Origin of the sequence: Alkaliflexus imshenetskii DSM 15055, from assembly GCF_000517065.1 — a bacterium.
In the GTDB taxonomy this organism is placed as follows: Bacteria; Bacteroidota; Bacteroidia; order Bacteroidales; family Marinilabiliaceae; genus Alkaliflexus; species Alkaliflexus imshenetskii.
In genome coordinates, this window is sequence record NZ_KI912105.1 from 2,013,414 (window position 1) to 2,029,397 (window position 15,984).

General features: G+C 44.7%; 14 protein-coding genes. 9 read left to right on the forward strand and 5 right to left on the reverse strand.

What is annotated here, in order from left to right:
• Positions 1–141: 141 nt before the first annotated feature.
• Complete coding sequence (locus ALKIM_RS0108360) at positions 142–2,394, reverse strand: TonB-dependent receptor (protein WP_026474239.1); 2,253 nt, start codon at positions 2,392–2,394, stop codon at positions 142–144.
• A 381-nt stretch (positions 2,395–2,775) separates the two neighbouring features.
• Positions 2,776–3,153, reverse strand: a complete 378-nt coding sequence (locus ALKIM_RS0108365) for a hypothetical protein (RefSeq protein WP_026474240.1) — start codon at positions 3,151–3,153, stop codon at positions 2,776–2,778.
• A gap of 297 nt (positions 3,154–3,450) precedes the next feature.
• Between ALKIM_RS0108365 and typA the strand changes: the two genes are divergently transcribed.
• The gene (gene typA / locus ALKIM_RS0108370; RefSeq protein WP_026474241.1) at positions 3,451–5,256 is read left to right on the forward strand and encodes a translational GTPase TypA; all 1,806 of its coding nucleotides are present in this window, start codon (positions 3,451–3,453) and stop codon (positions 5,254–5,256) included.
• Between the two features lie 146 nt (positions 5,257–5,402).
• Here typA and ALKIM_RS0108375 read toward each other — a convergent pair whose 3' ends face one another.
• On the reverse strand, positions 5,403–5,684 hold the full coding sequence (locus tag ALKIM_RS0108375) for an acylphosphatase (protein WP_026474242.1): 282 nt from the start codon (positions 5,682–5,684) through the stop codon (positions 5,403–5,405).
• A 252-nt stretch (positions 5,685–5,936) separates the two neighbouring features.
• On the opposite strand from ALKIM_RS0108375, the gene frr reads away from it, so the two are divergent.
• Positions 5,937–6,500 carry a ribosome recycling factor gene (gene frr, locus ALKIM_RS0108380; RefSeq protein WP_026474243.1) on the forward strand — a complete coding sequence of 188 codons (564 nt, stop codon included), beginning with the start codon at positions 5,937–5,939 and terminating at the stop codon, positions 6,498–6,500.
• Positions 6,501–7,195: 695 nt separating this feature from the next.
• On the opposite strand, the gene tyrS is transcribed toward frr, so the two are convergent.
• Together tyrS and ALKIM_RS18050 are read right to left on the reverse strand one after the other, a co-directional pair.
• Positions 7,196–8,488 carry a tyrosine--tRNA ligase gene (tyrS, locus tag ALKIM_RS0108385; RefSeq protein WP_026474244.1) on the reverse strand — a complete coding sequence of 431 codons (1,293 nt, stop codon included), beginning with the start codon at positions 8,486–8,488 and terminating at the stop codon, positions 7,196–7,198.
• 140 nt (positions 8,489–8,628) lie between these two features.
• Positions 8,629–9,162 (reverse strand): CvpA family protein, encoded by a 534-nt coding sequence (locus ALKIM_RS18050; protein WP_052345491.1) that lies wholly within the window; start codon positions 9,160–9,162, stop codon positions 8,629–8,631.
• Between the two features lie 300 nt (positions 9,163–9,462).
• On the opposite strand from ALKIM_RS18050, the gene ALKIM_RS0108395 reads away from it, so the two are divergent.
• The 7 genes from ALKIM_RS0108395 to ALKIM_RS19270 all read left to right on the forward strand — a co-directional run bounded on the left by ALKIM_RS0108395 (position 9,463) and on the right by ALKIM_RS19270 (position 15,956).
• Positions 9,463–10,620 carry a DUF418 domain-containing protein gene (locus ALKIM_RS0108395; protein ID WP_026474245.1) on the forward strand — a complete coding sequence of 386 codons (1,158 nt, stop codon included), beginning with the start codon at positions 9,463–9,465 and terminating at the stop codon, positions 10,618–10,620.
• Positions 10,621–10,683: 63 nt separating this feature from the next.
• The gene (locus tag ALKIM_RS0108400; protein WP_026474246.1) at positions 10,684–12,195 is read left to right on the forward strand and encodes a GH3 auxin-responsive promoter family protein; all 1,512 of its coding nucleotides are present in this window, start codon (positions 10,684–10,686) and stop codon (positions 12,193–12,195) included.
• Positions 12,196–12,217: 22 nt separating this feature from the next.
• A complete protein-coding gene (locus ALKIM_RS0108405) occupies positions 12,218–12,832 on the forward strand; it encodes a deoxynucleoside kinase (RefSeq protein WP_026474247.1) in 615 nt (204 codons plus the stop codon).
• 268 nt (positions 12,833–13,100) lie between these two features.
• Positions 13,101–13,475: a YccF domain-containing protein gene (locus tag ALKIM_RS0108410; protein WP_026474248.1), complete on the forward strand. Its 375-nt coding sequence runs from the start codon at positions 13,101–13,103 to the stop codon at positions 13,473–13,475.
• 230 nt (positions 13,476–13,705) lie between these two features.
• Positions 13,706–14,149, forward strand: coding sequence for a DUF417 family protein (locus ALKIM_RS0108420; protein WP_026474249.1), 444 nt, complete (start codon positions 13,706–13,708; stop codon positions 14,147–14,149).
• Positions 14,150–14,167: 18 nt separating this feature from the next.
• Positions 14,168–14,764 carry an LOG family protein gene (locus tag ALKIM_RS18055; protein ID WP_044117830.1) on the forward strand — a complete coding sequence of 199 codons (597 nt, stop codon included), beginning with the start codon at positions 14,168–14,170 and terminating at the stop codon, positions 14,762–14,764.
• 55 nt (positions 14,765–14,819) lie between these two features.
• Complete coding sequence (locus ALKIM_RS19270; protein WP_052345492.1) at positions 14,820–15,956, forward strand: DUF4271 domain-containing protein; 1,137 nt, start codon at positions 14,820–14,822, stop codon at positions 15,954–15,956.
• Positions 15,957–15,984 lie beyond the last annotated feature (28 nt).

The following is a 15,984-nucleotide window of genomic DNA, read 5'->3' on the forward strand; positions in this document are numbered from 1 at the left end:
GACGCCAGATGTTCGAAAACGGACAAAACCAAAGATACAACAGATTCACTTGAGAGTAAAGTATTAAACACAAAAGCTCCCTGTTGCTAAATCACGATTTGCTGCAACAGGGAGCTTTGCGCCTATAACCAATCACTGATATCAGAAAAACCAGCGATAGGTTAGATTGAAATTTCTTCCCGGCATCACAAAGTTCCTGTCTTCAATTCGTGAAAGGTGGTCACGGTATTTTGTGTCCAGTGCGTTGTGTACTTTAAGAATGATGACATGTCGACCCATGCTGTTTAGTCTCAGACCTGCCTGCAGGCTCAGAAGTGAATATCCTTCGGTCACATCTTCCTCCGGAGCCACCTTACTCTGGGGGCTTACTGCCATAAAACCGGCACCCACCCATCCACGGGTAAAATCGTACTCTATCTCATTGTTGAACCTAAATGGTGGAATAAAAGGCAGGTTTTCATTTGGGGCATCTTCAATTTGTCGTATGCCGCGCACCCAGTCGGTACTTGATTGAAATCGCAAACCTGGCGCAAGTTCAAGACCCATACTTATTTCGCTGCCAAACAGTACAGTCTCGCCTTCGGTGTATTCAAAAACTGGATAACCGCTGGGCTGATGCACCTCTCCGGTGGGCTGAAAAATAATGTAATTGGCAAAATCGTTCACAAAACCGGTTATCTCAATCTCAAAATTGCCCCTGCGGTAATTCACAAATAAATCGCCTCCATGGCCAATCTCATCCTTTAAGCGTGCATTTCCTTTTTCATAAACACCTGCCCCCAGGTGGGAACCATCAGCAAAGAGTTCTTCAACCAAAGGGTTTCGGTGTGAGCGAGCAAGCTGACCGCCAATCTCCAAACCATCAAACGGGCGCACATTTAATCCAAGCGAACCCGAATAGTTAAAAGCGTTGCGCTTAAGACTTATATCAGGAAAAACCTCGTTTTTAAGTGCACGGGAGTTTTGAAAATCGAGTCGCAGTCCGAACTGTAACCGCATGGTGTGTGAAAGAGGCACCTCCTGAAAAGTGAAGGTTGCTAGCGAAAAACGCTGTTCTCCAGGCGTGTAGGCTTCGTCACCTATCACATCAAGCTTCTGACCGTTAAAGCTGAAACCAATTGCACCCCGGGCCAACACACCTACTGGTTTATGTTGCAATGTGAGCGTTGAGCTAATGGCCATCTGCTCATATTCCAGTTCAATCTCTTCATTTGAGCCTCCGCCGGTGAGGTGTTCAATCTCAACCTCCTGCTGATGAAAATGGGTGGCATTAAACCGCACCTGTGCCTGGTCAATGAAATTACCCTCCAGCTTACGTCCGAAACGTCCCTGGAATGCCATCCTTCGGGCACGAATTTCAACACTCTCCTCAGGCACATCAATCGATTCGGGAATCTCAAAAGCCTGATCAGAAACCGAAAAACTCATACCGCCATTTAAATTGTCACGTTTCATACCCCAACCAAACGCCCCATCGTAATTGCGCATGGATGTGCCGGGAATTTTTCCTTCCGGCGTGGTGATGTCACCGGCCTGTCGCATGGCGATACGGCCGGTGAAAGCGTTTTGCTCACCCCCGTAAGTCATACGTCCAAAGCCTGCTCCCATGTTATTCATGGTGGCGGCCTGTCCTGAAACTACACCGGTAACACCCATATCCCACTGGTCTGGAATATCGGTCGTCATCAAATTAATGACACCACCCAACGCACTGGAGCCATAAAGAAGACTGGCAGGACCACGTATCACCTCTACACGGCTGGCCACAAGCGGGTCGAGAGAAATGGAGTGGTCGGCCGATGTTTCGGAAATATCGCCCATGCGCTCACCATTCTCGAGCACCAGAATGCGATCCCCATCCATGCCACGAATAACGGGACGTGCGGGCGCAGAGCCAAAACTACGCATGGCCACACCCGGCTGTCCATTGAGCATCTCGCCAAATGAAGGTTCTGCCCGACGCTGAATCTGCTCTCCCATAAACACCGCATCGGGCTGATAACGAAAACCACTTGCCGTTGGCGATGCGGTTAACGTTACCTCATTAAGGCTGATACTGGTGGGCGTCAGTTTTATATCTACCTCACGTGTGGATTTCGCAATGGCTTCGATCTCCACTTCAGTAATGGTATAACCCATACTCTGAGCAAGCAGTATGTGGCGCCCTTCGGGAAGATTGGTTAATAAATAGTGGCCACTGGCATCGGTAATAGTTCCAATACGGGTACCCTTGATAAGTAAATTTACAAATGGCAAATGTTCACCGGTTTGTGCATCAATCACGTGCCCAAAAATGTTGGCATCGGTATTGGGACGTTGATCAACAGGGTTTGCATAAACCTGCATCACATTCCCTGCCATTAAAAGAATAATAAAGATAAATATATTGCGCATAGTTGTGTAAATATTTAATTTTAAGATGATTTGTTTGTGTCTCAGTTGTAAACAGCGCCTAACTTGCTCCTTAGGACATTATCAGCGTATCAACTGCAAAACGTTTGTTTCAGATAAGTGCCCCGAACAATCTTCGCTCTCCCTGAACGAGCTTAAAAAAGTGGAAGTACAATGTGACAGTCTGGTTCAACAAACTCGTGGCGCACAGCCCTCCTGCTAATTCAGGCTCAAACTAAGAGCGGCATAGTTGACTTTACTTACGGGAAAAACGATGTGATTATCAGCCTTGGTAGAATGAAATGACCTCTTCCGTATTCCCACAATACCCATTTAAAGATCCTTATGACCTTTGGTTATTCGGGAGATGACTGATTGGGAAAATTATTGAAGCGAAATTTGTGGGGGACCTCTGAGTTTCAAAGCACGGTAGAATCCATGCTGCAAATCACTCTCCAACAGAGTTCGGTGAGCTCTTCGGGTTTGCGTTTTGAATAAAATACCAAGAACCAGCAGTGCGACCAAAAGCGGCGCAGCGCTGTATATCAACGAAAGAAACAGAAACTCAAAACTATTGTGATGGTGCTTTTGAAACGGAGTGCCAGGAATAGTATTGCTCTTGTAAGGGTGGGCATGCTTCATTACCGTTCCATTGTCCAGCACGTGGTAGTGCCAGTTTGTTATCTGGTTATGATAAAGCCAGATTACAAGCGGCAAACTAAGCAGTATAAACAATTTTTGTATGAACCTCTTACGTTCCATCCGGAGCGGATTTAATATGTCCGATTTTTGCAAATATAGCGAAACAGCGCTGTTTATCAACTAACGAAGCAATGCATTAAAAAGTTTTAGAAGAATTTATTGTTTGTTAGTAAACAGTGAATTACATAAGTACAAATTCATAAACATCATTTTAACCAAAAATTAACTTTTACGCATTCATCTTTATATCAGATGATTAGGTCTTAAATCTTGCGCCATCCCTTCGTATGGCATACTGCACTGATGCATATTCGCTCAAAATCAACTAATTTTGCGCCCTCAATTGGAATTTGATTTATGCAGAAACTCAGAAACATTGCCATCATTGCTCACGTTGACCACGGTAAAACCACCATGGTAGACAAGATGCTGATGGCCGGTAAACTCTTCAAAGAACACCAGCAGGTGGGAGAGCTTATCATGGATAGCAACGACCTGGAAAGAGAACGCGGAATTACCATCTTATCAAAAAACGTATCCGTTACCTGGAAAGGACATAAAATCAACATCATAGACACCCCCGGCCACTCCGACTTCGGCGGAGAAGTAGAGCGCGTACTCAACATGGCTGATGGCGTTTTGTTGCTGGTAGATGCTTTCGAAGGCCCTATGCCACAGACACGCTTCGTGCTGCAAAAAGCATTGGCGCTTGGACTTAAACCCATCGTGGTGATTAACAAGGTGGATAAACCAAACTGTCGCCCCGAAGAGGTGCAGGAGTCGGTTTTCGATCTCATGTTTAACCTTGAAGCGACCGAAAACCAGCTCGATTTTGTGACCATATATGGTTCAGCAAAAGAGAACTGGATGTCGAAAGACTGGCAGACGCGAACCAGCGACATCAGCGTGCTGATGGATGCCATAATAGAGCATATTCCTGCACCGGAGATAAACGAAGGTACACCACAGATGCTCATCACATCACTCGACTACTCCTCTTACCTTGGACGAATTGCCATCGGACGTATGCACCGGGGCACGCTGAAAACCGGAATGGAGATTGCCCTTGTAGGACGAAAAGGCGACATGTACAAAACGCGAATTAAGGAACTTAACGTATTTGATGGTCTTGGACGTACCAAAGTAGACTCTGTGCCTACCGGTGAAATCTGTGCCATCGTGGGTCTCGACCGTTTTGACATCGGCGACTCAGTATGCGACCCTGAAAATCCTGAACCACTGGATCCCATCGCCATTGATGAGCCAACAATGAGTATGTTATTCACCATCAACAACTCTCCATTTTTTGGTAAAGAGGGAAAATTGGTCACATCGCGTCACATCAGAGATCGTTTGGACAAAGAGCTGGAAAAAAACCTGGCGCTGCGTGTAGAACCAACCGAATCTGCTGATGCATGGAACGTTTTCGGGCGAGGTGTGCTTCACCTTTCAGTACTCATCGAAACCATGCGCCGCGAAGGTTATGAGTTGCAGGTAGGCCAGCCAAGGGTTATCATTAAAGATGTGGCCGGCGAAAAACACGAACCGGTAGAAGAACTTACCATTGACTTACCCGACGACTGCTCTGGTCGCGCCATCGAAATGGTGACTCAGCGCAAAGGCGAACTGCGCATTATGGAACGTAAAGGTGACCGGGTACATCTGGAATTTATCATCCCATCGAGGGGAATCATCGGTTTGCGTAACAACCTGTTGACTGCCACTGCCGGAGAAGCTGTAATGGCTCACCGTTTCATCGAGTTTCAACCGTGGAGAGGCCATATTGAAAAGCGTCAGAACGGCTCCCTTATCTGCATGGAGAGTGGAACAGCCTTTGCTTATGCCATCGATAAATTGCAAGACAGAGGTAAATTCTTTATCCATCCGCAGGATGAAGTATATATGGGACAAGTAATTGGTGAGAACAACCGTGATGGCGACCTTACCGTGAACGTGACCAAAAGTAAGAAACTGACCAACATGCGGGCATCCGGATCAGATGACAAAGTGCGCATCGTGACGCCGATTATTTTTAGCCTCGAAGAAGCACTGGAATACATTCAGGCCGATGAATATGTAGAAGTAACGCCCAAATCCATCCGTCTGCGCAAAATCCTGCTGTGGGAGCATGAACGTAAACGCGTATCAAAACAGGGTGAGTAAATAGTTATGGTGCGCAGTATTTAAAGCTTTCGAAGTTGCACAAACTCAATGGGCATCTAAGAAATCATCGGCGCCATTAACATACATCTTGCAGATATCAAAAAAACTGCCTGAAGAGACTTTCTATGTCACTTCAGGCAGTTTTTTTAAACATCGTCATTGTGCATGATGCGAAAACGTGTGTAACCATAGGTTGGCACAGGATGTCGCATAAAACTCTCAACCCGCGCAAATCCAGGCCCTCTTTGGCACCTCTCCAAAAACTGCTTTAATGCACCCGCTTCACCTTCCGCATCAATTTCGACCCTTCCACCGGGCAGATTTTTCACATACCCGTTCACCTGGTGGTGCAATGCCTGTTGGTGCACAAAATACCGGTATCCAACTCCCTGCACGCGTCCATCAACCAAGACCTTAATCCTTTGCATAACCGGTTTTTCTTTCAAAATTAATCAATTCTGTAAATGAAGGGAATAGATTTTAATTGCAAGAATGGCGCTTTTTTTTATATTTGTTTAATGCATTGAACCTGAACAAGCAATAGCGGTTTCGATGTATATAACATCAGAATCGCATGGCGAGTTTAAACGCCCGTATATTGGAGCTGCAAATTGTATTGCATCTAATTGTCATACAGTAAATTTAAAATTACTTCAGTATAAACCCATACCTGAACAGCCATGGAAGAAAACGTAAAATTCATTCTGGATGAGACCCGTGAGCACATGGAAAAAACCATCGAACACCTGGATAGGGAGATGGCCAAAGTACGAGCCGGTAAGGCCAACCCCAAAATGCTGGATGGCATAATGGTGGATTTCTACGGCACCATGTCGCCTCTTTTGCAGGTGGCCAGTATCAACACCCCGGATCCACGCACCATTGCCATTACACCTTGGGATAAAAAGATAATCCCCGTTATCGAAAAAGCCATTATGGCCGCCAATCTGGGCATGAATCCCGACAACAACGGCGACGTGATCCGTATCAATGTACCTCCGCTAACCGAAGAACGCCGTAAAGACCTGGTTAAGCAGATTAAAAAAATGGGTGAAGATTCACGTGTTGGTCTGCGCAATGCACGTCGTGAAGCCATTGATCAATTCAAAAAACTTAAGAAAGAGGGCCTTCCCGAAGATATGGAAAAAGATGCCGAACAACTGGCACAAAAAATGACCGACGAGTACATGAAGAAAATTGATGAGCTTCTGGAGAGGAAAGAGAAAGACATTATGACGGTTTAGTTGTTGATTTGAACTGCTTGGTTTGAACCTGTTCCAATACCATCTGCAAGGGACTGTTTTTGCATCAGTATGGTGCTGCCATTCTCCTGTTATTTCTCTTTCAAAAAAAAGAGACCTAAAACATCAACCAGTTTCTTTACCAAAACACATCAAAAAAGTTATTTAGAAACATTCTTCATAAGCAGTAGAAGAATGTTTCATTTTGCTTTATTTCAACAACTTAAACGCCAGACGAAAAATCTGATTAATATTCGATTAATACCCTCATAAGATTTTTTTACGCAGAATATTAAGATGGAACTAAAGGCGCCAACCTACATTTACAATCGAAAATAGAGCCGGGGATATCTGCAGGTTACATGCACAGTTCAGAGCAAATACGTAATCAAGATTGGTAAGAGATTCCGGAAGATTTTTTACAAACAGACCAGATTTTTAAACCTGTAATTGAACCGTCTCTATTTTTAATTCATTATCAAAGCGTTTTTTTTCATAGTTTAAATCACACCTAACAGACAAATCCCGGTATGCTGGAGTTTCTTCTCTCCAAACATACCGGGATTGTTTTTTTAAACCTTCGGTAAGATATCTAAGCAACTTCAGTGATTCATCACCATAAATGTGCGATTACATCTATGTATCATCTATCCCAAAAAAACGTTACGATACCCTAAATGAATCTATTACGCCTCCGTTTAAATTGCGATAATCAGTGAGTAGCTCTTTTTACCTTTCTGCACCAGAATATACTTGTTATTGAGCAAGGCCGAAGCATGAACTGTTGCTTCATGCGACTCTACCTTCTCTTTGTTAATGCTTACACCACCACCTGCAATGGTGCGTCGTGCATCTCCTTTAGATGGAAAAACAGCAGCCGCATCTGACAGCAGGTCGAGTACGTTAACACCTCCATCAATCATCGCCCGTGGCACTTCAAATACCGGCACCCCATCAAAAACCGAAAGTAGGGTTTTCTCGTCCATCTTGCGCAAGGTTTCGGTGGCGCCTTTACCAAATAGAATCTGAGAAGCCTCCAGTGCAAAATCGTAAGCTTCGCGTCCATGTACCATCACGGTTACTTCTTCGGCCAGTCGCTTCTGTAAAAGGCGCATGTGTGGTGCCTCCTGATGCTCGGCCACCAATGCCGCCACTTCTGTGCGCGGTATGAGGGTGAAAATCTTGATGTACTTTTCGGCATCGGCGTCAGAAGTGTTCAGCCAAAACTGAAAAAACTGATATGGACTGGTGCGTTCGGGGTCGAGCCACACGTTGCCCGATTCCGTTTTGCCAAATTTACCCCCATCGGCCTTGGTGATGAGCGGACAGGTAAGTGCAAAAGCTTCGCCGCCCGCCACGCGGCGAATCAGCTCGGTGCCGGTGGTGATATTGCCCCACTGATCGGAACCGCCCATCTGCAACTTGCAATTTTTGGTTTTGAAGAGATGCAGATAGTCGTAGCCCTGCACCAACTGGTAGGTGAATTCGGTGAATGACAAGCCTTCACGAGAGTCGCCACTGATGCGCTTTTTAACCGAATCCTTCGACATCATGTAATTTACAGTGATGTGTTTACCAATGTCCCGAATGAAATCCAGAAAAGTAAACTCCTTCATCCAGTCGTAGTTGTTCACCATCTCCGCCCTGGTTGGCACATCGGAGTCAAAATCGAGAAAGCGACTCAACTGATTTTTTATGCACTCCTGGTTGTGTCGAAGCGTTGGTTCATCCAGCAAGTTACGCTCAGACGATTTCATGGATGGGTCACCAATCATACCGGTGGCACCGCCCACCAACACAATGGGCTTATGACCTGCCGCCTGAAAATGCTTCAGCATCATTACACCTACAAGGTGGCCAATATGGAGCGAATCGGCAGTTGGGTCAATTCCCACATAGGCCGATGTCAACTCATTTTTTAACAGCTCTTCTGTACCTGGCATGATGTCGTGAATCATGCCACGCCAGTTTAGTTCCTCAACAAAATTCATTTTATCTCAGTTTTATAACTTCAAAATATAGTAGGTGCATCGCGTTTTAAGCAGTCAGCATCCAACGGCTCAAATGAGCCTTGCCCCTGAACATCAATTTGCAAAGATATTAAAAAAGCCAACAGTAAAAATCGGAATTTTCAGGTCATTACGGGCGGTGGTGTTTCTGTCATTGGCTCACCCGGAATGAGATGCTTAAAGGGAATTTCGAGCAGACGCAATGTAGCCGGCGCAAACTCCTTCAGCGGTATAAAAAGAAATGAGTCCGACCGCGTCTTTTCCGAGAAAGCCCTGTCACCATAGCCAAACGCCTGAAGTGCCAGCATCACAGCACTAATGAGAAAAGCAGCCTTTATGATTCCGAAAAATGCGCCCATCAACCGGTTGAGCCATCCCAATGCAATGGCATTCATCAGCTTGTCAATCATTCGGGCAAAAAGATGCACCAGAATCACTACGCATACAAAAATCAAGATGTATGAAAGCACCGACACAAACTGAGAAGTTACGAAACCCGAGAGCCATCCCGCTGTTGCATCCGAAAATTTAACGGCCAATATAATGCCCAATACCAATGCTACCAATGATGCCAATTCAATAATAAATCCATTCTTAAGACCCTTTAGAAGGAAAAGCAACAGAATGATGCCGGTTACAATATCAAAAACAGTCATTTATTTTGCATGTTTAGAGTGCTTTAGGTCAGCCTTTGTTTAAAACGGCAATAGGCTTTAACCCTGGCTATACAACATATAGTGATAAGAACATTTTGCTTCAATTCATGTCTTAAAAATAATACAAATTAATCAGCAGGCAAGGATGCTGCATCGTCAACAAGGAAAATACCCAAAGGTACACGCACAAGTGAAAACTCACAAAAACTTCACCAGTGGATAAAATGAGCGCTTGCTGCTCACATCAATCTTTAAAAAAAAGTACTTTTGAAATAAAATCAGAAATAAGTCAAGGATACCATGATTGATAAAGCTTCACGTTTTGATGTGGTGGACGCCCTGCGAGGGTTTGCCATACTCTCCATAATGTTGCTCCACAACATTGAACATTTTGATATGTATCACCTTCCCGATACACTTCCTGAATGGATTAAAGCGATGGATACAGTGATATGGGACGCCCTGTTTTTTATGTTCGGTGGAAAATCGTATGCCATCTTTGCCCTGCTTTTTGGGTTGACCTTCCACATACAAATGAGCAACAGACAAAAGGATGGGTACGACTTTGGCATGCGCTTTTTGTGGCGTCTTTTGCTGTTATTTGGTTTCGGGTTCATCAACTCCCTATTTTATCATGGCGACATTCTGGCTATTTATGCTCTGATAGGAATCTCTCTGGTACCCGTGCGGCATCTCTCCAATCGTGCCGTACTCATCATTGCCACCATTTTGATGTTGCAGCCGCTTGAGTGGGGAAAAATCATCTACATAATTTCCAATCCGGAGTACATAACCCCGGCCAGAACATCATACATCTACTTTGGCAACATACACCAATATCTTGGTGATGGCTCATTTACCGACGCCGTAATAGGCAACCTGACCAACGGACGCACCGCCGTATTTTTCTGGTCTCTGGAGGAGGGACGCTATTTTCAGACGGCATCACTTTTTATGCTGGGAATGCTGCTTGGCAGACAACAACTGTTTGCTGAAACCGATAAAAGCAAAACATTTTGGTTGCGTACACTGCTATTTGCAACAGTGATATTTATTCCGCTCTACATTTTTGTGAAGAACATTCCGGAAGTAGTAGCCGACCAAACGCTCCATTTTCCCCTAACCGTAATCTTTAAATCGTGGTCCAACTTTGCCTTTATGATGATATTGGTTTCGCTGTTTGTACTATCCTACCGACATTCGGCCGGCGTTAAGCTGTTTGGCGGACTTCGCTGGATGGGACGCATGAGTTTGACCAACTACATTATGCAATCCATTTTGGGTTCATTCATATACTATGGTTACGGCCTGGGCATGTATCTGCATACCGGCGCAACTTACAGTCTGCTGATAGGGATTGCTCTGGCCACCATACAAATGCTTTTTAGCCGATGGTGGTTTACGCGTCACAAAATGGGGCCACTGGAAAATATTTGGCATCGTGCCACGTGGATTTAATAAAGCCATTGCTTCAAACTTTTTTATTTATCTTTGAGGGATAAAAAATTAAGGTTGCTATGTATGCCCATAATCAATGATATTTTCTCCCTTTTTAATGCCAGACGCGGCACAGAGATAGAGTATTTCAGGCAAAATGCCGGTGCGGTTCAGGAAAAACAGTTCCGAAACCTCATCGACAGAGCCAAAAGCACCGTATATGGAAAGCAGCATGATTTTGAATCCATCCGTTCAGTAAATGCATTCAAAGAACGGGTACCTGTTCAGGATTATGAAGGGCTGATGCCACACATCATCCGACTTCGGCAGGGTGAAAAAAACCTGCTTTGGCCAGGCGAAATCAAATGGTTCGCCAAAAGTTCAGGTACCACCTCTGCCAAAAGCAAGTTCATACCCATATCGCGTGAAGCATTAAATGACTGCCACTACCAGGGTGGCCGCGACACATTGGTCATCTATAACCAATTGATACCCGACAGCAATCTTTTTTCGGGTAAAACGCTCACTTTGGGCGGGAGTCATCAAATCAACAGTTTCAGTAACGACTCGGTCTACGGTGACCTATCGGCCATCCTGATCGAAAACCTGCCGTTTTGGACCAATTTTGTGCGCACACCGGGTCGCGAAATCGCTCTGCTCGATGAATGGGAGAAGAAACTGCAACTGATTACCGAAACCACCATTAAAGAGAATGTAACCGCACTGGCCGGCGTTCCGTCATGGTTTTTGGTGCTGCTAAAAAACGTATTGGCCTACACTGGCAAAAAAGACCTTTTGGAAGTTTGGCCCAATCTGGAGCTTTTCATACATGGTGGTGTGAGCTTTGTGCCTTACCGACAGCAATATCAGGAGCTCATACCTTCCCAGAGTATGCACTATCTGGAAACGTATAACGCCTCCGAAGGATTTTTTGCCATTCAGGATGACTTCTCCTCACCTGGCTTGTTGCTCATGCTCGATTACGGGGTGTTTTATGAATTCATGCCTTTGTCGGAATTAGGAAATCCGTACCCTAAAACTTATACCATTGAGGAGACAGACACTGAAACCGATTACGCGCTCATCATCTCCACCAACGGAGGATTGTGGCGTTACCTTATTGGCGATACCGTCCGCTTTGTGTCTAAAAAACCCTATAAAATCATCATCACAGGCCGTACCAAACACTTCATCAACGCCTTCGGCGAAGAGTTGATGATTGAAAATGCCGAAAAAGCCCTCCAGGTAGCCTGTAATGCCACAGGCGCCATCATAAAGGAGTATACAGCAGCGCCAGTTTATATGGGTTCCGATGCCAAAGGAGCCCATCAATGGCTCATCGAATTTGCCAATCATCCGGATGATTTCGGAAAATTTACCAACCACCTGGACAATGCCCTAAAAGAGGTGAACAGCGACTATGAAGCCAAACGTTATAAAGACATGACGCTGGTGATGCCCGAAGTAATAATTGCACGCGACAACCTTTTCTTTGATTGGCTTAAGAAGAAAAAGAAACTGGGCGGACAAAACAAGGTGCCACGACTTGCCAATAACCGTGAGTATATGGACGACCTCCTTAAATTAAACCTTTAACTAACATCAGACTAGAGAAAACATGCACATAGCCATTGCAGGAAATATAGGTTCCGGAAAAACATCGCTTGCCGGATTGCTTGCCAAACATTATGGATGGGAACCTCACTACGAAGAGGTGGACGAGAACCCATATCTGGCCGATTTTTATGAAGATATGAAGCGATGGTCCTTTAATCTGCAAGTCTATTTTCTCAACAGTCGCTTTTCGCAAATTGTGAAGTTTCGTCAAGCCGAGAAAACAGTTGTTCAGGATCGCACCATTTATGAAGATGCTTACATTTTTGCCACCAATCTATACGACATGGGGCTAATGAGTGAACGCGATTTTAAAAACTACCTCTCGCTGTTTGAACTCATGACGAGTCTTATTCAGCCGCCCGACCTGCTCATTTATCTTCGCGCATCGGTACCAACTCTCGTGCGTCAAATTGAACTGCGTGGGAGGCCATACGAAGCTACCATACGCCTCGATTACCTCAAGAGGCTAAATGAGCGTTACGAAGGGTGGATGATGAACTACAAAGAAGGAAACCTCCTCACCATAAGCGTGGACGAGATTGATTTTGTGAACGACCCATCGGCTCTGAGCCTGGTATTTGATAAAGTGGACGCCAAATTACACGGGTTGTTTTAAGAATGAAGCACGCCTTTGGGCAAAACAAAAATTTGCTTAGCCACATAGATATTACAAATTAGTCTGCTTTGAAGATTATTTGACTATTAGATGCGGAGCAAGGCGAAGTACCGCAATGCGGGGTAAAATATTTAGGCCGATAGACAAGATCAATCCAACTATCTTTCTCAGCTACTCTATCTGTCTGAAAGTCTTTGCATCAATATCGTGTATTAAGAATTATATTTAAACAGTTACTGAGTTGTACTAACCTTAACAAACCAACTTTATGCGTTTACTTGGAAACATTATCTGGCTTGTATTTGGCGGACTAATGATTGCCGCTCAATATCTGATAGCTGGTTTAATCCTGATGGTTACAATCATAGGGATTCCTTTTGGTATTCAAGCTTTCAAACTGGCTTTTGTGGCGCTGGTGCCTTTCAATGCCAAAGTGGTATCCACCCAAAGTCAGGGTGGCTGTCTCAATACCATTTTCAATATCATCTGGATTTTTCTGGCCGGAATATGGATTGCCCTGACCCATGTTTTTTGGGGACTGCTGCTTTTTATCACAATCATTGGAATTCCTTTTGGCCGTCAACATTTTAAGTTGGCGGGCCTGGCACTCACACCTTTTGGATATAGGGTTGAAGGTTATTAACATCTGGGTTCATCAACTTTGATAATCTAAAATTATTTAGCTTTGTAAAGTTGTTTCGAATTATACCAATGCCGTTTGGTTGGATACTAGAAGGAATTTAGGTGACTGTCCAGAAAAAGCATTCAACAGCCTCTAATTTATTGGAAGGGTAACACGACTTGTTTCATCAAGCAAAAATTTTTGTTGCATCATTGTGATTCTGTTTTCAAAAAACTTATAACGTGCCATTTATGAAATCAACGATAAAAAAAACGGTGGCCGCAACAGGCCATTTCCTTTTCAGATATGCGCTCGGCATTCTACTCATCTGGATAGGCATAATGAAGTTTCGCACACCAGAAGCACGATACATTGAGCAAGCTCTGGCCGAGACGTTTGTTTTTAAATGGATGATGAAATATGTCACGCTCTACGCTTTTACCAAAATAATAGGAATTCTGCAGATTACTGCAGGGGTTTTGATAATGCTCAAACCTGCTTCCAAAAAGCTTTCGGCCTGGGGTGGCGCATTGGCTACCCTGATACTTTTAGCCGGTGTAGCAGCCTATTTTTCTTCTGGCATTCTTTGGCAAGGCAACATTGGAAGCATTGGTTTCGCAAATACATTGGAGGCATTCCTCAAAAGCTTTATTTTATTGGGCGTAGCAGGCTGGTGCTGGAGCGACTCTATTTAAAAACAAACCTCAAACCCCATGATTAAAAATATAACCATTTATTGCGCTTCGAGTCCCGGCATTCCGACACACTATTTTGAAGCAGCCCAAGCGGTAACCGCCCTGCTGGTAAACCACGGTTTTGGAGTCAGGTACGGTGGTGGTGCCGTAGGGCTGATGGGTACCGTGGCCGATACAGTACTTAAGTTAGATGGTCAAATCACCGGAATTATCCCAAAATTTATGATAGATGTGGAATGGGAACACAAAGGTGTAAAAAACATGATACATGTTAACAGCATGCATGAACGGAAAGCCCTTCTCATTCAAGACACATCGGCCGTTTTGGCGCTTCCCGGCGGAAGTGGAACCCTTGAGGAACTCTATGAAGTGGTGTCGCTCAAAAAGCTGGGGTTCTTTCCCCACCCCATCATCCTGCTTAATACCAACGGCTATTACGACCCACTTGTGGAGATGGCTCAAAAAATGGCCGATGAAAACTTCATGCGCCCTGAGCACCTGAAAATCTGGAGTGTAGCAAACACACCGGAATCGGTTATTGAGGCCATTGAAAAACATGAGCCCTGGGGGCCCGAGGTGATTAATTTTGCGGCCGTTAGAGAGGGCGAAAATTAGTCTGAAAGTGACGATGGTGGAATAGAATCACGTTGAACTACCAAATTATTAACTGATGAAGTATTTGAGTGAATTATATGTTGCAGTACCACAGGAAGTTCAGTTGCCTCAGGTCACCCTGCCTCAACCAACTGTACTGCCGCAGGCTACTGATACAATTCGCTCCCAGCAATTGCCTCGACCCGTTATTCAATTGATAGATCCGGCACTATCACGTGAGGTTCCCGAACGGTTTCAACTCAGACCACAAAGAGCTACACCTCCCCCGCCACCTGAACTCTCTGCGGCGGACTCAATAGATTTAAACCTGGTTGGAAACACCGGAATGCGAACCAACTGGGAGGTGAAATTTAACCTGCTTCAGCCTTTCGACGAAACAGATGATGGCGAAGTAAGTGAGGCTTTTCTGCTAAAGCACCAACCAGCTGCGACAGACACACTCCAACATACTTTGGAAGGCGTTGAAACGCCAGCCAGCCGTGCTGCTGAAATCATTGCCCATGTGGCTCAAGAAACAGAGACCGATTTACCCGCCAGGTTGCAAGAGCAGCAACTGATGCGCAGCGACTGGTTTATTGCCCTCTTAATTGTTTCCGTATTGGTTACAGGCATCGTGAAAAAGTATTGGGCCAGATACCTCAATGATCTGTTGCAATCACTGGTATTCCCCTCACAAATAAGCAGGTTAAGCACCACAAATGCCTCCAACTTTCAGCCATCACTCATCTTGAGTCTGTTGTTCTATTTCAACAGCTCGCTTTTTCTATTCCAGTTTTTGGAGCATACTAACCGTACTTTCATGAGCCTATCAGGCGCAATTATGCTGCCTTTGCTCTTTATCTTTCTGTTTCTGCTATTCACCGGAAAAACATTGGCTTATAGAGTTGTAGGACGCGTGTTTGGCACCTCCGGTCAAATACATGATTATCTATCAGGGTCATCGGCTGTGAGCAAAGCCTTTGGCCTTTTCCTTCTTCCCATCATCCTGTTTATGCCCTTTGTTGAGCCTGACACACAACTCTTGCTCATCAAAGCCGGCATCGGCATGTTTATGACACTCTATCTGATACAGATAACCCGTGGTATTCATAACAATTTAACCAATATTGTTTCAGGATATTACATTATTTTGTATCTTTGCGCTCTGGAAATTCTACCCTTATCCGTTCTATTTAAGGTACTGTTCAAATAAAGATGGAGTAGTTCCGATTTTTGTTGAA